We start from the raw sequence: 20,609 nt of genomic DNA on the forward strand, positions 1-20,609 counted from the left end.
ATCTCCCATCTATTCCGAACCGAATACCTTGTTGAACCGATTCTGGTGCTGCGGGTGGGCGAACCTGGCCCACACCTCGTCAAACCCGGCGCGTACCTCCTGCTTGCGTCCGCGCAGATGCGCCAGCAGCGGCTCGAGCGCGTTGCGCGCCCGGTTGGCGCGCTCGCCGCCGTTCAGTTTTTCCGCGTAGCCGGGCAGCGACTCGATCAGCACGCTGAGATCCTGGTAATCGCCGAGATTGTCCTGCAGCGCCTTCAGCGCCCTGATCAGCTGCTTCAGGTCGTCGCGCGGATACAGCGCAGCGAAGAATTCGAGCAGGTAGCGCAGCTTCTTGCACTGGATGCGCAGCCGGTGCATGTCGGCGTCGGGGGAATCCGGCGTGATCCCGGCACCCAGCCTGAAGGCCTTGTGATAACGATGCCGGATCATGGCGGAGGCCAGCGCGAGCGCGGGCTGCTGCGCCTCGCCGCCGGTCCACGCCGACGCGTCCTCCGCCTCCAGCAGCGTGCGCCAGTCCTTTTTGAGGCGGCGGTAGCGCGGCGCGGCGAGGGCCTCGAGCAGCTCGCAGCGCTCGCGGCTGCGCTGCGCCCGCATCGCCTCGCGCAGCGGCTCGAGATCGCCGAGGCCGCCCGGCCCGAGCGCGGCGGCGTGGCCCGGGAAGGCGAGCAGGTGCACATCGAGGTCGCGCACCGCGCCGGTCGCGTGCCCGATCCAGGCGAATTCCTGGCGGTAGTGCGCGAAGGACCGCGGCAGCACCTCCTTCATCTGGCCGAGCAGGGAGCGCGTGCGCCTGACCGCGACGCGCAGGTCGTGCAGGTATTCCAGATCGAGATCCTGGCGCACACCGTCCTCGTTTGCTTCGATGGTGCCCAGCAACGCGGCCAGGATGCGGCGCGCCGCCTCCCCGGCCGTGACGTCGGCGGTGAGCGGTATGCGCAGCTTCGACGAATAATCGAGCGGATGCCGGCCGAGCGCGGCGAGCGCCTCCTCGAACGCGGCGCCGTTCAGGCGCACCAGCCCCAGCTGGTGCTCGAACAGGGCGCGCAGATGCTGCAGCGGCTCCGGGTATCCGCGCACCGGTGCGACCACCAGGCGCTCGCCGAGCCCGAGCCGGCGCGCGCCCTCCCCGGTCACCACACTGTGGCGCTCGATGTACACGCGCGCCACCGTCTTGCCCTCTTCGTCCAGCACCTTGAAACAGCGGCTCGCGCACTTCATCGCGGCGATGTCGAGCAGGCGACGCGACTCCACCAGCGGGAGCAGGCGGTCGCGCAGTGCGCCGGCGGGCAGGTCCTGCGCAAAGCCGGGGACCTCCGCCGCCGCGGAGCTGACGACGTCGAGGCCGTTGGACAGTGCGCGCAGGTGCAGCCGCGCCTGCTCGCGGGTCCGGTCGATGAAGCATACCAGCCCGGCGGCGTACAGGCGCCAGTCGAAGGTGTCGTAGAATTCGCGCTCGGTGGAGGTCGCGGGTTGCAGTTCGAGTCGCAGGCCGTGACCGCGCAGGATTTCCGCCAGGCCTTCGGCGTTCACGCCGCGCGGCATGATGTACTGATAGCTATTTAAAGACATAGACGTTCCGGCCAGAAAACGGCAGCCCCGTTGCATCAACTCTTCCACAATGACGACTCTGCGCACGGACCGTGCGGCAATCTGGTTCCGAAACGGCCGGAACGACTGCGAAATTACCGCTACACCGCTGCCTGCCAGTCCCGGGCGGCGGTCATGTATCAGGTGGAAATCCGTTTGCGAGTCAGCGACGGGGTCGTCGGAAGTGTTCTCCGCCGTCAAGTGTGCAAGAAACAGGCGTTTCTTGCAAGGAAATCGCCTGCTACAGAGCTGTAATATAAGTGTGACACAGCCGTGATAGCATCGATTGGGACCATAAGTCTTTGTCTTGAAAACCAATGAACCAGGATTCCGCCCCACCCGCCGCGCCGGGCTGTTCACCGTCCGCGGAGACCTCGCGCGAGTCGCTGCGCCGGCAGCTGATCGAATTGCACGCGGAAGTGATCACGCAGGCCGCGCAGCGCCTTGAACGGTTCCATGACTGCTACCCCGGCGGGACGTACAGCGCCAGCGCGCGCAACCTCGCCCACTACCTCGCGCTGCGCCGCTTCGACCTGCGTCCGCTGCAGGACGCGCTGGCGGAGTTCGGAATCTCTTCGCTCGGCCGCTGCGAGGCGCACGTGCTGCCAACTCTGAACCAGGTCATCGGTCTGCTCGGCGGCGCCGCGCCCGCGGAAGCCCTGGCGGACATCCCGCCCGGGCCGCAGGCGGGCCAGGCGCTGCTGGCGGAACACACCCGGCGCATGTTCGGCGCCGGCGCGGCCAGGCGCTACACCCGCATCATGGTCACCCTGCCGGCGGAGGGAGCGGAGGATTATGCGCTGATCCGGGAACTGCTCGCCGGCGGCATGAACTGCGCGCGCATCAACTGCGCCCACGACGACCCGGACGTCTGGGAGAGGCTCGCGCGCAACGTCAGGCGCGCGGAGGCCGAGACCGGGACCGGGTGCCGCATCCTGATGGATCTCGCCGGCACGAAGCTGCGCACCGGCGCGGTGGAACAGATCCCCGCGGTGGTCCATCTGCGCACCCGGCGCGACCGCTACGGCCGCACCCTCGCCCCGGCCACGGTGCTGTTGTGCGCAGACGGCGCCGGCAACTGCGCGGATGCGGCCGCCGACTTTCGGTTCAGCATGGCCCCGGAACTCTGCGATGCGCTGCGGGACGGCGACCGGCTGAGCTTCCGCGACACCCGCGGCAAGCCGCGCGCCATCAACGTGCTGGCGCGGGAGGAATCGGGATGCTGGCGCGGCGAATGCTGGGAAAATGCCTATGTGTCCGACGAGACCGTGCTGCAGCTGGAGCGCGCCGGTGACGGACTCGACTATCACCACATCGGCGGAACCCATCGCTTCAGCCGCCATCCGTCCGAAGACATCGAGATCCGCCTGCACAGGGACGACCGCCTGCTGCTGTCTGTCGCCCCCGCGCCGGGACGCCCGGCCGCCCCCGGCGCGCACGGACCGGAACCGGCCGTCATCGGCTGCAGCCATCCCCACGTGCTGACGCGACTGAAACCGGGCCAGCCGGCCTGGTTCGACGACGGCAAGATCGGCGGCGTGGTCGAAGCGGTCGACGCCGGCGGCGCCCTCGTCCGCATCACCCACGCGAGGCCGGAGGGGGCGCGCCTGCGCGCGGACAAGGGCATCAATTTCCCGGGCGCCGACCTCGGACTTTCGGGGCTCACGGCGGAGGACCGCGCCTGCCTCGACAGCGTATGCCGCCTCGCGGACATGGTGGGATTCTCCTTCGTGGAAACCCTGGACGACATGGAGGAGCTGATCGGGGAGCTGACCCGGCGCGGGGCTACGGAGCTCGGCATCATCGCCAAGATCGAGACGCAGCGCGCGGTGATGAACCTGCCCGAGCTGATCCTCGGCACCATCGGGCGCTTTCCGTTCGGCGTCATGATCGCGCGCGGCGACCTCGCGGTCGAGCTCGGAGGCGAGCGCATGTCCGAGATCCAGGAGGAGATCCTGTGGCTGTGCGAGGCCGCGCACACCCCCGCGATCTGGGCGACGCAGGTGCTCGAGACGCTGACGCAGAAGGGCGCGATCAACCGCGCCGAGTTCACCGACGCGGCCATGTCTGCGCGCGCCGAATGCGTGATGCTCAACAAGGGACGCTACGTGCTGCAGTCGGTGCGCGTGCTGGACGACATCCTCGCGCGCCTCCAGCAGCATCAATACAAGAAATTCTCCCGCTATCGCGCGCTGCACTGGTGAGTCCGGCGCGCCGCGCATTGCCACGGGACGGCCGGGATGATTAGATATCCCCACCCCTCCCGCACAGGACCGCCCCCGTACCGATGGACCTGTTCCTCCAGCTCGTCGTCTCGCTCGCCATCGGCCTGCTGATCGGCCTCGAGCGCGGCTGGCAGGAACGCGCGGCGCCGGAGGGTTCACGCATCGCCGGGCTGCGCACCTTCGGACTGATCGGCTTTCTCGGCGGCCTGTGGGCGGTGCTGGCGGAGCAGCTCGGCGCGCTGCTGCTCGGTTTCGCCTTCGCGGTGCTGGCGGCGCTGATGATACTCGCGCACCGGGAGGATGTGCGCCGCAACCGCGACCTCGGCATCACCACGGTGGTCGCCGCCCTAGTGACATTCGCCCTCGGCGCCCTCGCGGTACTCGGCCAGGCCGGGGTTGCCGCCGCCGGGGCGGTGCTCACCATGACGCTGCTCAGCCTCAAACCGGTGCTGCACCACTGGCTGCGCCGGATGGAATCCCGCGACCTCACCGCCGTCATCAAGCTGCTGCTGATCTCCGTGGTGGTACTGCCCGCGCTGCCGGACCAGGGCTACGGTCCATGGCAGGCGCTCAACCCCTATCGCATCTGGTGGATGGTCATCCTGATCGCCGCGCTGTCGTTCGCCGGCTACATCGCGATCAAGTGGGCCGGCGCGAGGCGCGGCCTGCTGCTGACGGGCCTGCTCGGAGGCATGGTCTCCTCCACCCTGACGACGCTGACCTTCGCGCGGCTCGCGCGCGAACAGCGCGTCGACGACATATTCGCCGCCGGCATCGTGCTGGCCGCGGCGGTCATGTTCCCGCGCATGCTGGTGGAGGTCGCCGTGATCAACGCCGCGCTGCTGCCGGCGCTCGCACTGCCCCTTGGCCTGATGACCTGTACCACCGCCGCCGGCGCCTGGTGGCTGGTGCGGCGGCGGAGCGGCGGCCAACCCGAGCCGGCGCTGGAGCTGGGCAACCCGATGGAACTGCTGCCGGCGCTGAAATTCGGCGGACTGCTCGCGCTGGTGATGCTGCTCACGCACGGCATGCACGAATGGCTGGGACAGGAGGGACTCTACGCGGCCGCCGCCGTCTCCGGCCTGACCGACGTGGACGCCATCACGCTGTCGCTGGCACAGATGGCGCACGGCGCGGTCGCCGAATACGCCGCGGCGCGCGGCATCGTGATCGCGGCGCTGGTCAACACGGCATTCAAGGGGGCGCTCGCCGTGGCGATCGCGGGGAAGGAGATGGCGCAACGGGTACTGCCCGTGTTCGGGCTCACCGTTGCGGCGGGCGCGCTGGGGATATACCTGGCGGAATTACTGCGCCTGACCGCCTGAACCCACGCGTGACTGGCGGGCGCGCACCGCTTTCTCCATCTGCTCCAGGCTGAGGTGGCGCACGTCCTTGCCGTTCACCAGGTAGATGACGTACTCACAGATGTTCTTCGAGTGGTCGCCGATGCGCTCCAGCGCGCGCAGCGACCACATGATGTCGAGCGACCGGCGGATGGTGCGCGGGTCCTCCATCATGTAGGTGACCATCTGGCGCATCACGCCTTCGTACTCGTTGTCGATGTTCTGGTCCTCGCGCGTCACCTGCAGGGCGGCCTCGGGATCGAGGCGGGCGAACACGTCGAGGGTGTGGTGCATCATCTGGCGCACGCGATCGCCCAGGGTGTAGATCTCCATGTAGCGGTTCTTCGGCCGCTCCATCTCCATCAGGTGCAGCCCGATGCGGGCGACCTTCTCCGCCTGGTCGCCGATGCGCTCCAGGTCCGTGATGGTCTTGATGATCGCGACGATCAGGCGCAGGTCGCCGGCGGCGGGCTGCCGCCGCGCCAGCACGCGCGTGCATTCCTCGTCGATCTCGACTTCCATCGAATTGACGTTATAGTCCCGCGTGATCACCAGCTCGCAGCGCTCCCCGTCGCCCTCGACCAGCGCCGTCACCGCGTCGGTGATCTGCTGCTCCACCAGCCCGCCCATGTTGAGCACGCGGTTGCGCAGATCCTCGAGCTCCTCGTTGTACTGGGCCGAGATGTGGTGTCCGAACATGTTTTCTATCATGGCATGCCTCCGGCGGACTCGGGCTGTCCCGCCTGCAGTGAAAAAGATGGCTGTAAGTATAGCGTGCTTTAATCCGGGGGATACTCCCCCGTTTGCGGTAATCCGGCCGCACCGCCCGGGTGATCATAGAACTGTAATATTACAGTTTATTGACACGGAAGGCGGCGGGCGGGCGGCGCAAAAAAAAAGGCCGCAAGCGCGGCCTGGTGCTCCCGAGAGGATAGGAGCCAAGTGGGGGATAGCGGCGGATCGCCGGGTCCGCCGTGGACGTACCCGGATCACCGCCGCTTCGCGACACTGTAGGGAAAGCGTGTGACGATTGGATGATGAAACGCAGAAGATTTGATTAAGGCCCGCCGCGGCGCGCCTATTTCACCAGGCGCATCTCCGGTCCGCCCGTCCTGACCACCACGCGGGCGGGCGGGAAGCGGCAGCTGAAGGTGCTGCCCTCGCCGGGCGTGCTCTGGACCTCCAGCGTCGCCTGGTGGTTGCGCAGCACGTGCTTGACGATGGACAGGCCGAGCCCGGTGCCGCCCACCGACCGCGAGCGCCCGGTATCGACGCGGTAGAAGCGCTCCGTCAGGCGCGGGATCAGGTGCGGCGGGATGCCGATTCCGTTGTCCGCCACGGAGAAGTACGCCCCCGCCGCATCGGCGCCCCAGCGTATGGCGATGCGACCGCCGCTGGGCGTGTACTGCACGGCGTTGCGCACCAGATTGGCGAATGCGCTGTAGAGATACTGGTTGACACCGTGCAGCCACACCGATTCGTCGGCCTCCAGCACGATCTCGTGGCGGCGCTCCCCGCCGAGCATCTTCGCGTCGGCCAGCAGGCCCTGCAGCATTGCCGGCACGTTGACGTCCATCTCGTTCTCCTGGATCTCGTTCATCTCGAGGCGGGAGATCTGCAGCAGGTCGTTGACCAGGTTGCGCATGCGCTCGGTCTGCTGCTGCATCTGCCGCAGCGCCTGCTCCATCTGCTCGGGTTTGCGCTGCTTGCCCACCAGGCTCTCGAGGTAACCGCTGATCACGGTCAGCGGGGTGCTGAGCTCGTGCGAGACGTTGGCGATGAAGTCGCGCCGCATCACCTCCAGGCGGTGCAGCTTGGTGATGTCGCGCGCGATCAGCAGGCGCTGGTTGTCGCCGTACGGCACGATGTAGATCTGCATGGTCGACACGCTGTCGACCGGCGAGCTCAGCACGAGCGGCTCGGCGTAGTCGCCGGACTGCAGGTACTCGACGAAGGCGGGCTGGCGCACCAGATTGTCGACGCGCTGCCCGATGTCGTGCGTGAGGCTGAGCCCGAGCAGGCTGGAGGCGGCCTCGTTCATCCACTCGATGGCATTGTCGCGGCGCAGGACCAGGGCCGCGTCCGGAAAGGCCTCCGCCGATTCGCGGTAGCGCTCGACCAGGTTCTTGAGCTTGCGCTCCCGCTTGCGGCCGCGTTCGCGCAGCTTGTGGACCTGGTAGTAGAGCTCGCTCCAGATGTTTTCGGAGAAACCGGCCTCGGGCTCGTAGCCGTAGATCAGCCAGCGGGCGAAACGGTGCAGCTTGAGCAGGTGCCAGCCCAGGAAGACCAGCACACCGGCGGCGAGCGAGGCGCCGTGCAGTCCGAAGATGCCCCCCGCCAGGAGGCTGGCCGCCAGGATAAGCGTGAGACGCCAGAGTTCCTTCAGCCAGTAGCCGATCAAGCTCACACCTGGGTGGAGAAGCGGTACCCTACCGTACGCACCGTCTGCACATGGCGGTCATAGCCTGTGGACCCCAGCGCCTTGCGCAGGCGGCGGATATGCACGTCGACGGTGCGCTCCTCGACATAGACGTTCTGTCCCCACACATTATTCAGGAGCTGCTCGCGGGTGTATACCCGCTCCGGATGGGTCATGAAGAAATGCAGCAGCCTGAATTCCGTCGGCCCCATGTCGAGGACCTCGCCCAGCACGGTCACCTTGTGTCCGACCGGGTCCAGGCACAGGCCGCTGACCTGGATCAGCTCCTGCTGCCCGCCCGGGGTCACGCGCCGGAGGACGGCCTGGATGCGGGCCTTCAGTTCGCGGGTGGAGAACGGCTTGGTGATGTAGTCGTCCGCCTCCTGGAGGCCCTTCACCTTGTCGTCCTCCTCCGCGCGCGCCGTCAGCATGATGATCGGGATGTCGCGGTTGGCGGCGTCCTTCTTGAGCCGGCGCGCGAACTCCACCCCGCTCATGCCGGGCAGCATCCAGTCGAGCAGGATCAGGTCCGGGCGCTGTCCCTGCATGATGGTGAAGCCCTCGCCGGCGTCGGCGGCCTCGAGGATCTCGAAGTCCTCGTCCGCCAGGGCGAACTTCAGCATCTCGCGCACGGGCGCCTCGTCTTCGACCAGCAGCAGCTTGGGCATCATTCCGGATTCACCCGATATTTTTCAAGCTATGTAGGCTAAGCCTTTCAGATTGCATAAATATGACAGTGTCACGCTATTGCAACATATCCGCACGCAGGGCCGCGAGCAAGCCCGTCATGTCGGCCGGCAGCGGCGCGGACCATGACATCTCCTCCCCGCTCGCGGGATGCCGGAGCGCCAGCCTGCGCGCGTGCAGGGCCTGGCGCCGGAAACCGCGCAGCGCCTCGGCGAGGGCCGCGCCGCCGCCGGGCGGGAGGCGCAGCCGCCCGCCATAGACGGGATCTCCGACCAGGGGATGGTGGATGTGCGCCAGATGGACGCGGATCTGGTGCGTGCGCCCGGATTCGAGCCTGACCTGCACATGGGTATGGGCGCGGAAGCGCTCCAGCACCCGGTAATGGCTCACTGCCGCCCGGCCCTGTTCGCGCACCGCCATGCGGGTGCGCTGGGTGGGGTGGCGGCCGATCGGCGCGTCGATGCGGCCGCCGGCGGTCATCACGCCGCAGACGATGGCCTCGTACTCGCGCTCCACCGCACGCGCCTGCAGGGCGGTGACCAGCCGTTTGTGCGCCTCCAGCGTGCGCGCCACCACCAGCAGTCCGCTGGTGTCCTTGTCGAGGCGGTGCACGATGCCCGCGCGCGGTAGCAGCGCGAGTTCCGGCGCGTAGTGCAGCAGGGCGTTGAGCAGGGTGCCGGCGCGGTTGCCGGCGGCGGGATGCACCACCAGCCCGGCCGGCTTGTTGATCACCAGCAGGCCGGCGTCCTGGTACACGACGTCGAGGGCGCGCTCCTCCGCCTGCCACGCGGTATCCGGCTCCACGCGCGCGACCAGATCGATGCGCTCCCCGCCGCGCGCCTTGTCGCGCGGCCGCGGGTGCAGTCCGTCGATGCTGACCCGGCCCTCCTGCATCCATTGCTGCAGGCGCGCGCGCGAGTAGTCGGGGAACAGCTCGGCCAGCACGCGGTCGAGGCGCATGCCCGCCAGCGCGTCCGGAACCTGCGCCGTCAGCCGCCGCTCGTAGACCCTCGGATCCGCCTCTCCCGGCGCTGACGGCATGCCCATCCCCATATGCTCTTTTCTTTCAGCAGGATATCGGACCATAATGGCGCCGATGATTGGCACCCATTCTACTTGATCATGCCGGGCGACGCTTATCCGGAGCAGCAGCGGCCCGCCCGGCGGCTGCCGTTCCCCGCACCGGCCTTCGCATTGATCGCGGCCTTCGCGCTGGCCGCGGCCGCGTGCAGCGGCGGCGCGGCGAACACCCGCCCCGCCGGACAACCGGCCGCCGCCGCGCTCTACGAGGCCGGCCACGCGGCCATGCAGCAGGAGGATTTTGCAACCGCGGCGCAGCAGTTCCGCACCCTGGAGTCGCTCTATCCCGCAAGCCCCGAGACGCTGCAGGGACAGGCGGAGCTGATCTACGCCTATTACAGGCAGGACGACATCGCCGCCGTGCTGGTGACCTCCGAGCGGCTCATCCGCGATCAACCCGGTCACCCCAACCTCGATTACGTGTACTACCTGCGCGGCCTCGCCATGTTCAACCAGGCGCGGGCGGCGCTGGCGCAGGACAGCGTGGAGATCCGGCCGCGGCCGCCCGCCGCCGACCTCGCGCTGGAATATTTCAGCGCACTGGTCGCGCGCTATCCCCAGAGCAAGTACGCCGAGGACGCGCGCGCGCGCATCCCCCTGCTGCAGAACGGACTGGCGAACTTCGAACTCGACACCGCGAAGATCTATCTCAACCGGGGCGACTACGTGAACGCCGGGCTGCACGCCCGCGCGGCGCTGGAGAATTACCCCGAGTCCAGCGTCAAGACCGAGGCCGCGATGGTGGCCAACATGGCCTACCGCATGCTCGATCTCCACCAGGGTCCGCCGGGCGGGGTCGCCGTCGCGCCGACGGAGGACAAGCAGCCCGACGCCGGAAGCACGGATGCCGGTCCTGCGGTGCCGGCCGCGGCGTCGCCGGACAGCGCGGGACCGGTCGCTGACCAGCAGGTGACGATGGATGCCCCGGATCCGGCCGCGGCGTCAGCAATGCCGGCGGAATCCGTCGATGAAGCCGCGGGGGTCCAGGGAGAAGGCTCCACGGTCCCGGCGCAGGCCGGGCTGCACGGCGCCGACTGGATCGCGCGACAGGATCCGGGCGCCTACACGCTCCAGCTGTTCAGCGTCGCCGACGCGGAGGCCCTGCAGCGCTTCGTCCGCCGTCACGCGCTGCCCGACCTGGCCTGGTTCGAGACCCGGCGGCAGGGGTTTCCCTGGTTTTCGCTGATCCACGGCGTCTATCCGGATGCAGCGGGCGCGCGCGCCGCCGCCGCAGAGCTGCCCGCCGGCCTCAATCTGCCGCAGCCCTGGATCCGCCGCATGGGCGAGATCCAGGCGTTCCTTCCGGCGGCATCTCCGCAGTGACCCCGGGCGCGCGATGCGGGCTATAATGGCGTCCTTCATGGTGCGAGGCCTTCCCATGCGCATGCGCGAATTTCTGATCCCCGGACTGCTCGCCGTGCTGCTCGCCGGCTGCGCCACCTCGGGCGACAACGGGCCGGAGACCGACGCCGCGCGGCTCTACCAGCTCGGCAAGGAGGCGCTGCGCGAGGGCTACTACGAGACCGCGATCAAGCATTTCGAGGATCTGGCGGCGCGTTACCCCTTCGGCGACGCCGCCGCGCAGGCGCAGCTCGACCTCGCCTACGCCTATTACAAGTACGACCAGCCCGAGCAGGCGATCAGCACCGCCGACAGCTTCATCAAGACCTACCCGCGCCACCCCGACGTCGATTACGCCTACTACCTGCGCGGTCTCGCCAACTTCGGCCAGACCAGCGCCATCCTCGACAGCATCGCCCGCATCGATCCGTCGCGGCGCGACCCGCGCGCCGCGCTCGAGTCCTTCCAGCACTTCGCCGAACTGGTCAAGCGCTATCCCGACAGCCGCTACGCGCCGGACGCGGTGCAGCGCATGGTGCACCTGAAAAACTATCTCGCCAAGCACGAGATGTTCGTCGCCGACTATTACATGCAGCGCGGCGCCTGGGTCGCGGCAGCCAACCGCGCCAGGTACGTCATCGAGACCTATCCGCAGACCGGCTCGGTGCCGCACGCCCTCGCCGTGATGGCCGAGGCCTACGACCGCCTCGGCCTGGACGACCTCGCGGCCGGGGCGCGCCGCGTGCTGGAACTCAATCCGCCCGCCGAAGCGGGCCAGGACGGCTGACGGCGCCGCGCGGCACGCGAACGAACGCGGGGAGACACGCCATGTGGGATTTCTTTGAGACGGTGCGCCACCGCCACTCGGTGCGCAAATACCGCGCCGGCGGGGCGATCGAGCGGGAAAAGCTGCACGCCGTGCTGGAAGCGGCCTGCGCGGCACCGTCCGCCGGCGACCTGCAGTCCTACCGCATCTACGTGGTGGAGAACGCGGAGCTGCGCCGGCGCCCGGCGGGGGGGGGGCGGCGGGGGGGGGGGGGGGCGGCCGGGCGGCGCCGGGGGCCGGCCCGGGGGCCGACGGCGCCGGCCTGCCTGGTGTTCTGCGCCGATACCGGGCGCGCGGCGGAACAGTACGGGGAGCGCGGACGCGCGCTGTTCGCCCTGCAGGACGCGACCATCGCAGCGGCCTATGCCCAGCTTGCGGTCGTGGCGGCGGGACTCGGCTCGACCTGGGTCGGCGCCTTCGACGCGGCGGAGGTGGCGCGCGTGCTGGGGCTGGAAACGGGGCTGCAGCCGATTGCGCTGCTCAGCGTGGGGTATCCCGCCGAGCTGCCGCCGCCCACGCCGCGCCGGCCGCTCGACGAGGTCGTCCGCCACCTCCCCTGACGGGGTTCAGATGGCGTCCGAACCGGTCTCGCCGGTGCGGATGCGCAACACCTTCAGCACCTCGGTCACGAAAATCTTGCCGTCACCGATGTTGCCGGTGCGCGCCGCCTTGGTGATGGCGTCGATGCAGGTCTCGACCTGGTCGTCGTCCACCACCACCTCCACCTTGATCTTGGGCAGGAAATCCACCACGTACTCGGCGCCGCGATACAGCTCGGTGTGACCCTTCTGGCGGCCGAAACCCTTGACCTCGGTCACCGTCATGCCGGCGATGCCGATTTCCGACAGCGCCTCGCGCACATCGTCCAGCTTGAACGGCTTGATCACCGCCTCTACCTTCTTCATGGACTGCTCCTCCTTCTATCCCTGGTTCGATGACTGCTTGTCCCGCGGCGCCCCGTTGGCATCCTCGAACCCCGAGGTGATCGGGTAGCGCCGGTCGCGCCCGAAGGCGCGGCGCGAGATGCGTACGCCGGGCGGCGCCTGCCGGCGTTTGTACTCGTTGCGGTTGACCATCGCAACGCAGCGCCTGACGGTGCCGGCATCGTAGCCCTCGGCGACGATCTGCTCCACGCCCATGTCCTTCTCGACATAGCGCTCGAGGATCGCATCGAGCACCGGATAGGGCGGCAGGCTGTCCTCGTCCTTCTGGTTCGGCGCGAGCTCCGCCGTCGGCGGCCGCTCGAACACCCGCTCCGGGATCACCGCGCCCAGCGCGTTGCGGTAGCGCGCCAGCCGGTAGACCAGCGTCTTCGGCACGTCCTTGATCGGTGCGAAGCCGCCCGCCATGTCACCGTAGAGCGTCGCGTAGCCGACCGCGAGTTCGCTCTTGTTGCCGGTGGTGAGCACGATTTTACCCTTCTTGTTGGAAATCGCCATCAGGATGACGCCGCGGCAGCGCGCCTGGATGTTCTCCTCGGTGGTGTCGGCGCGCGTTCCGGCGAACTCCTCGCGCAGCATGGCGAGGAAGGCCTCGAAGGCGGGCTCGATCGGTATCACACGGTAGTCGACGCCGAGCGCGGCGGCCTCGGCCTGCGCGTCCTCCCGGCTCATGTCCGCGGTATAGCGCGACGGCATCATCACCGCCTCCACGCGCGCGGCACCGAGGGCGTCGACGGCGATGGCGAGCGTCAGGGCCGAATCAATCCCGCCCGACAGCCCGATCACCGCCCCGGAGAAGCGGTTCTTGTCGACATAGTCGCGCACGCCGAGCACGAGGGCGCGGTACAGCGCGGCCTCGTCGGCGAGCGGGGCGGCGACGGCGCCGGGCAGCGGGGCGACGCGTCCCGCAGCGTCGAGACTGAACTCCGCCGGGACAAGCCCCTGCTCCCAGGCCTGCATGCGCTGCGTCACCGCGCCCGCGGCGTCCATCACGAAGGATTCGCCGTCGAACACCAGCTCGTCCTGGCCGCCGACCAGGTTGAGGTAGAGCATCGGAACGCGCGTGGCGAGCACGCGCGCACGCAGCGCGGTCTCGCGCTCGGCGCGCTTGCCGAGATGGAACGGCGAGGCGTTGATGTTGATGATCAGCCGCGCGCCGGCGCCGACGCACTGCTCGACCGGCCCGGGCTGCCAGATGTCCTCGCACACTGTCAGGCCGACCGGTATGCCCCTGATCGGCACCACGCAGGGATCCGCGCCCGCGACGAAATAGCGCTTCTCGTCGAACACGCTGTAGTTCGGCAGCAGCTGCTTGTGGTAGGACGCGACGACCGCCCCGTCGCGCAGCAGCGAGGCTGCGTTGTAGAGGCGCTCCTGGTACAGGCGCGGATAGCCGACGATCACGTCGATGCCGCGCGTCTCCCGCGCGATGCGCTCCAGCCCGGCGCGCACCCGCTCGATCAGGGCCGGGCGCAGCAGCAGGTCCTCGGGGGGATAGCCGGTCAGCGCGAGTTCGGGGAACACCACGCAATCGGCCGCGAGCTCGGCCCGCGCCCGGGCCGCGGCCGCGATCATGCGCCCGGCGTTGCCCGCCACGTCGCCTACCAGAAAGTCGAGCTGCGCCATTGCGATGCGCAAGGATTCACTCACGGCGGACTGCCTCTGCGGAAGAGAAGCGGGTGCGCCGCGCCGGGCGTTCGGACCGGACGCGGCGCGGGGTAAACGGCAAGCGCGCCGCTCAGAAGGGGATGTCGTCGTCGAAGTCGTCGGCTCCCGCCGCGACCTGCTCGCGCGCGGCCGGCGCGGTCTGGGACTGGCCGGAACGTTCGCCGTAACTCTCGCTGCTGCTGCCGCCCGCGCCGCCGCGGCCGTCGAGCATCTGCATCTCGCTGGCGATGATCTCGGTGGTGTAGCGGTCGGTGCCGCTGTTCTTGTCCTGCCATTTGCGCGTGCGCAGGCTGCCCTCGACGTACACCTTGGGCCCTTCTTGAGGTATTCGCCCGCGATCTCGGCCAGGCGGTTATAGAACACCACGTTGTGCCATTCCGTGCGTTCCTGTTTCTCGCCCGACTGCTTGTCCTTCCACGACTCCGAGGTGGCCAGCGTGACGTTCGCCACCGCACCGCCGCTCGGCATGTAACGCACCTCCGGGTCCTTGCCCAGATTGCCAATCAGAATGACCTTGTTCACGCCTCTTGCCATGCTCGTCTCCCGGATGCTTGCACAGATACTATGAATTCATCGCCCCGCCTGCGGCCCACTCGGCTGCCAGCCGGTCCAGCCGGGCGTAGTCCACCTCGCGGCTGTCCACCTTAAGATACGCCACCCCCTCCTCCATCACAACAACCGCCTCGGCCACCCCGGGCAGGGCGAGCAGCTCGTGCTCCCGTCGCGCGGCCTCGGCGGAGGGTCCGTTCTTGCGGCCTTCCCCCATGGAAATCATATAGCTACTGAGGTAGCGCGGCGGCGCCATGGTGCGCGCCCACAGCCACCACAGGGTGGCGGCCAGGGCGCAGAAGCCGAACACCGCCCCGATGCCGCCCTGTCCGTAGAGCATACCGCCGGCCACCCCTCCGGTGAAGGCGCCGAGGAACTGCGAGGTCGAGTAGACCCCCATCGCGGTGCCCTTCTTGTCCGCCGGGGCGAACTTTGCGATCAGCGAGGGCAGCAGCGCCTCCAGCACATTGAAGGCGACGAAGAACAGCAGCAGCAGGGCGACGATCGCGGCCAGCGAATGGTGGAAGAAGGCGAGGCCGAGCTCGGCCAGCGCGATGCCGGCCACGGCGGACAGGAACACCTCCTTCAGCCGCCGGCGCTTTTCCGCGATCACCACCAGCGGCACCATCACCGCCAGCGCGACGAGCAGCACCGGGAGATAGACGTAGCCGTGGCGGGATATCTCGACCCCGGCGAAATCGCGCAGCGCGAACGGCAGCGCGACGAAGCTCGCGGTGAGGATGCAATGGAGGGCGAAGATGCCGCCGTCGAGGCGCCGCAGTTGCGGGTCGCGCAGCACCTGGCCGAAGAATCCCGGCACCGCGCCGGTGTCGCGGTGCGGACGGTGGCGCGCCGGATCGGGCACCACCAGGTACAGCAGGGCGATGCCGACGAGGGCGAGCAGCGCGGTCAGCCAGAAGATGCCGGGTACGCCGATCCAGTGGTTCAGGACCGGGCCGGCCGCGAGCGAGAGCGCGAACGACAGGCCGATGCTGATGCCGATCATCGCCATCGCCTTGGTGCGGTGCTCCTCGCGCGTGAGGTCGGCGGCGAGCGCCATCACCGCCGCGGCGATGGCGCCGCAGCCCTGCACCACGCGGCCGAGGATGATGCCGGAGATGGAATCGGCGCTGGCGGCCATCACACTGCCGAGCGCGAAGATGACCAGGCCGAAGGCGATCACCGGCTTGCAGCCGAGGCGGTCGGACAGCATGCCGAACGGAACCTGCAGCACGGCCTGCGACAGCCCGTAGGCGCCGATGGCCAGGCCGATCAGTACCGGCTCGACCGCGCCGAAGGTCTCCGAGGCGTAGAGCGAGAACACCGGCAGGATCATGAACATGCCGAGCATTCGGAAGGAAAAGATCGCGGCCAGCGACAGCGCGGCGCGGCGCTCGACGGCCGTCATACTCTCATGCGACATAAGGGTTTTTTGCCTTGCCCGTGATAAAGCGGCTATATTAACAGGTTGCTTTTAAGAGCGGGAATTCGCATGGACAAGATCCTCATTCGCGGGGCGCGCACCCACAACCTGAAGAACATCGACCTCGACCTGCCGCGCTCGCGCCTGATCGTCATCACCGGGCTGTCGGGCTCGGGCAAGTCCTCGCTCGCCTTCGACACCATCTACGCCGAGGGGCAGCGGCGCTACGTCGAGTCGCTGTCGAGCTACGCGCGCCAGTTCCTCTCCGTGATGGAGAAGCCGGACGTCGACCACATCGACGGGCTGTCGCCCGCGATCTCGATCGAGCAGAAGACCATCTCGCACAATCCCCGCTCCACCGTCGGCACGGTAACCGAGATCTACGACTACCTGCGCCTGCTCTTCGCCCGCGCCGGCGAGCCGCGCTGCCCGCGCCACGGGCAGGCGCTCGCCGCGCAGACGGTGAGCCAGATGGTCGACCACATCCTCGCGCTGCCGCCCGACACGCGCCTGCTGCTGCTCGCCCCGCTGGTGCAGGACCGCAAGGGCGAGCATGTGCAGGTGTTCGAGGAGCTGCGCGCGCAGGGTTTCGTGCGCGCGCGCGTCGACGGCAAGGTGGTCGAGCTCGACGCGACGCCGGCGCTCGATCCGCACAGGAAGCACGTCATCGAGGTGGTGATCGATCGCCTGAAGGTGCGCCCCGACGCCCAGTCGCGGCTGGCGGAATCGCTCGAGACCGCGCTGCACCAGAGCGACGGACTGGTGCGCATCGCCTTCATGGACGAGCCCGGGCGCACGGACCTGGTATTCTCGGCGCGCTACGCCTGCCCGCACTGCGGCTACAGCCTGGCCGAGCTCGAGCCGCGCCTGTTCTCCTTCAACAACCCGGCCGGCGCCTGCCCGACCTGCGACGGCATCGGCGTGATCGAGTTCTTCGACCCCGAGCGCGTCGTACAGCACCCGGAACTGAGCCTCGCCGCCGGGGCGGTGCGCGGCTGGGACCTGCGCAACACCTATTACGCGCAGATGATCCACGCCCTCGCCGCCCATTACAAGTTCGACGTCGAGACGCCGTTCCAGGACCTGCCGGAGGCGGTCCGGCAGGTGGTCCTGTACGGCAGCGGCAATGAGGAGATCGAGTTCACCTACAACGGTGAGCGCGGCGGGCACAACCTGCGCCGGCATTCCTTCGAGGGCATCCTGCCCAACATGCAGCGGCGCTACCGCGAGACCGATTCGCAGATCGTGCGCGAGGAACTGTCAAAATACCTCAACAACAAGGTATGCCCGGACTGCCGGGGCGCGCGCCTGCGCGAAGAAGCGCGCAACGTCTTCATCGGCGAGATGATCCTGCCCGAGTTCGCCTCCCTCCCGGTGGGGCGGGCGCACGCCTTCCTGGGCGCCCTCGCCCTGCCCGGCCAGCGCGGCCAGATCGCGGAGAAGATCATCAAGGAGATCAACCAGCGCCTGGAGTTCCTCGTCAACGTCGGCCTCGATTACCTCTCGCTCGACCGCCGTGCCAACACCCTGTCAGGCGGCGAGACCCAGCGCATCCGCCTCGCCAGCCAGATCGGCGCCGGCCTGGTCGGCGTCATGTACATCCTCGACGAGCCCTCCATCGGACTGCACCAGCGCGACAACCAGCGCCTGCTCAACACGCTGACCTACCTGCGCGACATCGGCAACACCGTGATCGTGGTCGAACACGACGAGGACGCCATCAACATCGCCGACTACGTGGTCGATATCGGCCCCGGCGCCGGGGTGCACGGCGGCCGCGTCATCGCCCAGGGGACGCCGCGCGACATCGCCGCCCACCCGGACTCGCTCACCGGCCAGTACCTGTCCGGCCGCCGCGCCATCGCCATCCCGGAACGGCGCGTCGCGCCCGATCCGCAGCTGCAGTGCCGCATCCTCGGCGCGCGCGGCAACAACCTGAAGGACATCGACGTGGCGATCCCGGTCGGCCTGATGACCTGCGTCACCGGTGTGTCCGGCTCGGGCAAGTCGACCCTGGTGAACGACACCCTGTACCTGCACGCGGCGCGCGTCATCGGCGAGGGCGGCGAGGATCCCGCACCGTGCCGCGAGGTCACCGGGCTCGAACATTTCGACAAGGTGGTCAACATCGACCAGAGCCCGATCGGCCGCACGCCGCGCTCAAACCCCGCCACCTACACCGGGCTGTTCACCCACATCCGCGAGCTGTTCACCGTCACCACCGACGCGCGCATGCGCGGTTACGGCCCCGGCCGCTTCAGCTTCAACGTCAAGGGCGGGCGCTGCGAGGCGTGCAAGGGCGACGGCGTGATCAAGGTCGAGATGCACTTCCTGCCCGATATCTACGTCTCCTGCGACGTGTGCAAGGGCAGGCGCTACAACCGCGAGACGCTGGAGATCCGCTACAAGGGGAAGAACATCAACGAGGTGCTCGAGATGACGGTGGAGGACGCGCTGGGCTTCTTCAACGCCATCCCTCCGCTGCAGCGCAAGCTGCAGACCCTGATGGACGTCGGCCTGTCCTACATCCGGCTGGGGCAGAATGCCACCACGCTGTCGGGCGGCGAGGCGCAGCGCATCAAGCTGGCGCGCGAGCTCGCCAAGCGCGACACCGGCCGCACCCTGTACATACTCGACGAGCCGACCACGGGCCTGCACTTCCACGACATCAAGCAGCTGCTGGCCGTGCTGCACCGCCTGCGCGACCAGGGCAACACCATCGTGGTGATCGAGCACAACCTCGACGTCATCAAGACCGCGGACTGGCTGATCGACCTCGGCCCCGAGGGCGGCGACAAGGGCGGCGAGCTGATCATCGCCGGCACACCGGAACAAGTCGCGGACTGCGCGGTCTCATATACCGGACAGTTTCTGAAACCCGTGCTGCAACGCAGAATGGACGCCGTCCCCGACCGCCCGCGGCAGGCGCGCCGACCGTGAGCGGCACCGCGTCCCACAGGACCCTCCAGTGACCCCGTACCGCCCCAGCCGCATCGCCGCCCTCATCGTCCTGCTCGCCTGCATGTTCCGGGCCGGGGCCGTCGATCTGCCGAACATGGGCGATTCCACCGAGAACTACCTGTCGACCGCCGAGGAGCAGACGCTCGGCAAGCTGTTCATGCGCAACGTGCGGCAGGCGCTGCGGGTGGTGAACGACCCGGAGATCGAATCCTACATCCAGTCGCTCGGCTACCGCCTGGTGGCCAGCAGCGGCACGCAGGGCCGCCAGTTCACCTACTTCGTGGTGAACGACCCGGCGATCAACGCCTTCGCCGGCCCGGGCGGCTATATCGGCATCAATACCGGTCTGATCCTGGTCACGCAGACCGAGGCGGAGCTCGCCGCGGTCGTCGGACACGAGACCGCGCATGTCTCGCAGCGCCACATCGCGCGCGCCTTCGAGCAGTCCGCGCGCATGAGCGCGCCGATGACGGCGGCGATCATCGCCGCCATCATACTCGGCAGCCAGACCAGCCAGGGCGGCGAGATCGGCGAGGCGGCGCTCGCGGCCACCATTGCGGGCAGCGCGCAGCAGCAGATCAACTTCACCCGCGCCAACGAGTGGGAGGCCGACCGCATCGGCATGCAGTTCCTCGCCGGCGCAGGCTTCGACCCGCACGCGATGCCGGATTTCTTCGAGCGCCTGCAGAAATCGGGCTACGACAACCTGCAGTACAGCTTCCTGCTCACCCACCCGGTCACCTCCGACCGCATCGCCGATTCGCGCAACCGCGCCGAACAGCTGTCGCGCGCCCGCGGTTCCGAGGCGAACGGCAACTACCCGCTGATCCGCGCCAAGGCGCGCGTGCTGCAGGACAACAACCCGCAGAAGAGCGCCGAGTACTTCGAGAAATCCCTGGCCGTTGCGCCGGAGTCGGAGAAGGAAGCGCTCGCCTACGGTTACGCCCTCTCGCTGCTCGCGCTCGGCCGCAACCGGGAGGCGCTCGCCCAGCTCCAGCCGCTCGTCAGCAGGCAGCCGGAGCGCATCGCCTTCCAGATCCTGCTGGCGCAGATCCAGCTCGCCAGCGGGCAGACCGCCAGGGCGCTCGCCACCTACGAGCGCAACCTCGGCCTCTACCCCCACAACCTGCCGCTGACCATGCGCTACGTCGACGCCCTGCTGCAGGCCGAGCGGGCGGAGAAGGCGCTCGCGACGATCAACGATTATTTCCGCCAGCGCCCGCCCGAAGCGGAGCTCTATGCCCTGCAGGCCAGGGCCGCGAGCGTGCTCGGACGCACCGCCGAGGCGCACCTGGCGCTGGCGGAATACCATTACCAGCGCGGCGAGACGCGCACCGCCATCGAGCAGTTGCGCATCGCCCGGCGCGGCGTTCCCGAGCAGGACGAGCACCTCAAGGTGCGCATCGACGCGCGCATGGACGAGCTGGAAACACTGTGGAAGGCGGAGCGGAAGATCAGCGGGGAGGAGGAGAGAAAACCGTTAGGCGTTAGGCGTTAGGCGGAAAAGATTATCGGCTTTTATACTCCTGCACCTCACGCCTCACGCCTCACTCCTCACC

The 20,609-nt window shown here is 68.5% G+C and carries 15 protein-coding genes and 1 pseudogene; 7 read left to right on the forward strand and 9 right to left on the reverse strand.

Annotated elements, in window-relative coordinates:
• Positions 1-9: 9 nt before the first annotated feature.
• On the reverse strand, positions 10-1,569 hold the full coding sequence (locus tag IPK65_06440; protein MBK8162783.1) for a CHAD domain-containing protein: 1,560 nt from the start codon (positions 1,567-1,569) through the stop codon (positions 10-12).
• A gap of 335 nt (positions 1,570-1,904) precedes the next feature.
• Between IPK65_06440 and IPK65_06445 the strand changes: the two genes are divergently transcribed.
• The gene (locus IPK65_06445; protein MBK8162784.1) at positions 1,905-3,791 is read left to right on the forward strand and encodes a pyruvate kinase; all 1,887 of its coding nucleotides are present in this window, start codon (positions 1,905-1,907) and stop codon (positions 3,789-3,791) included.
• An 83-nt stretch (positions 3,792-3,874) separates the two neighbouring features.
• Entirely contained in the window at positions 3,875-5,137 is a 1,263-nt protein-coding gene (locus IPK65_06450) for an MgtC/SapB family protein (protein MBK8162785.1), read from the forward strand.
• On the opposite strand, the gene phoU is transcribed toward IPK65_06450, so the two are convergent.
• From phoU to rluD, 4 genes are all read right to left on the reverse strand, one after another.
• Complete coding sequence (phoU, locus tag IPK65_06455) at positions 5,117-5,866, reverse strand: phosphate signaling complex protein PhoU (protein MBK8162786.1); 750 nt, start codon at positions 5,864-5,866, stop codon at positions 5,117-5,119. The two genes, IPK65_06450 and phoU, sit on opposite strands and share 21 nt — an antisense overlap.
• A 367-nt stretch (positions 5,867-6,233) precedes the next feature.
• On the reverse strand, positions 6,234-7,562 hold the full coding sequence (phoR, locus tag IPK65_06460; GenBank protein ID MBK8162787.1) for a phosphate regulon sensor histidine kinase PhoR: 1,329 nt from the start codon (positions 7,560-7,562) through the stop codon (positions 6,234-6,236).
• Positions 7,559-8,245, reverse strand: coding sequence for a phosphate regulon transcriptional regulator PhoB (gene phoB, locus IPK65_06465; protein ID MBK8162788.1), 687 nt, complete (start codon positions 8,243-8,245; stop codon positions 7,559-7,561). Before phoB ends, phoR begins: the two co-directional genes overlap by 4 nt.
• A gap of 73 nt (positions 8,246-8,318) precedes the next feature.
• Positions 8,319-9,302: a 23S rRNA pseudouridine(1911/1915/1917) synthase RluD gene (gene rluD, locus IPK65_06470; GenBank protein MBK8162789.1), complete on the reverse strand. Its 984-nt coding sequence runs from the start codon at positions 9,300-9,302 to the stop codon at positions 8,319-8,321.
• An 81-nt stretch (positions 9,303-9,383) separates the two neighbouring features.
• Here rluD and bamD point away from each other — a divergent pair, with 81 nt between their 5' ends.
• From bamD to IPK65_06485, 3 genes are all read left to right on the forward strand, one after another.
• Entirely contained in the window at positions 9,384-10,664 is a 1,281-nt protein-coding gene (gene bamD, locus IPK65_06475; protein MBK8162790.1) for an outer membrane protein assembly factor BamD, read from the forward strand.
• 73 nt (positions 10,665-10,737) lie between these two features.
• Complete coding sequence (locus IPK65_06480; GenBank protein ID MBK8162791.1) at positions 10,738-11,469, forward strand: outer membrane protein assembly factor BamD; 732 nt, start codon at positions 10,738-10,740, stop codon at positions 11,467-11,469.
• A 41-nt stretch (positions 11,470-11,510) separates the two neighbouring features.
• Positions 11,511-12,068 carry a nitroreductase family protein gene (locus IPK65_06485; GenBank protein MBK8162792.1) on the forward strand — a complete coding sequence of 186 codons (558 nt, stop codon included), beginning with the start codon at positions 11,511-11,513 and terminating at the stop codon, positions 12,066-12,068.
• Between the two features lie 6 nt (positions 12,069-12,074).
• Here the strand turns inward: IPK65_06485 and IPK65_06490 are convergent, their stop codons facing one another.
• The 4 genes and pseudogenes from IPK65_06490 to IPK65_06505 all read right to left on the reverse strand — a co-directional run bounded on the left by IPK65_06490 (position 12,075) and on the right by IPK65_06505 (position 16,074).
• Positions 12,075-12,413, reverse strand: a complete 339-nt coding sequence (locus IPK65_06490) for a P-II family nitrogen regulator (protein ID MBK8162793.1) — start codon at positions 12,411-12,413, stop codon at positions 12,075-12,077.
• 15 nt (positions 12,414-12,428) lie between these two features.
• A complete protein-coding gene (locus tag IPK65_06495) occupies positions 12,429-14,099 on the reverse strand; it encodes an NAD+ synthase (GenBank protein ID MBK8162794.1) in 1,671 nt (556 codons plus the stop codon).
• An 88-nt stretch (positions 14,100-14,187) separates the two neighbouring features.
• Positions 14,188-14,651: pseudogene (gene ssb, locus IPK65_06500) on the reverse strand (single-stranded DNA-binding protein).
• 28 nt (positions 14,652-14,679) lie between these two features.
• Positions 14,680-16,074, reverse strand: a complete 1,395-nt coding sequence (locus IPK65_06505; GenBank protein MBK8162795.1) for an MFS transporter — start codon at positions 16,072-16,074, stop codon at positions 14,680-14,682.
• Positions 16,075-16,158: 84 nt separating this feature from the next.
• Here IPK65_06505 and uvrA point away from each other — a divergent pair, with 84 nt between their 5' ends.
• On the forward strand, positions 16,159-19,029 hold the full coding sequence (gene uvrA / locus IPK65_06510) for an excinuclease ABC subunit UvrA (GenBank protein ID MBK8162796.1): 2,871 nt from the start codon (positions 16,159-16,161) through the stop codon (positions 19,027-19,029).
• A 28-nt stretch (positions 19,030-19,057) separates the two neighbouring features.
• Positions 19,058-20,548 (forward strand): M48 family metallopeptidase, encoded by a 1,491-nt coding sequence (locus IPK65_06515; protein MBK8162797.1) that lies wholly within the window; start codon positions 19,058-19,060, stop codon positions 20,546-20,548.
• The last annotated feature ends 61 nt before the right edge of the window (positions 20,549-20,609 follow it).

This window comes from Gammaproteobacteria bacterium, assembly GCA_016712635.1.
In the GTDB taxonomy this organism is placed as follows: Bacteria; Pseudomonadota; Gammaproteobacteria; order SZUA-140; family SZUA-140; genus JADJWH01.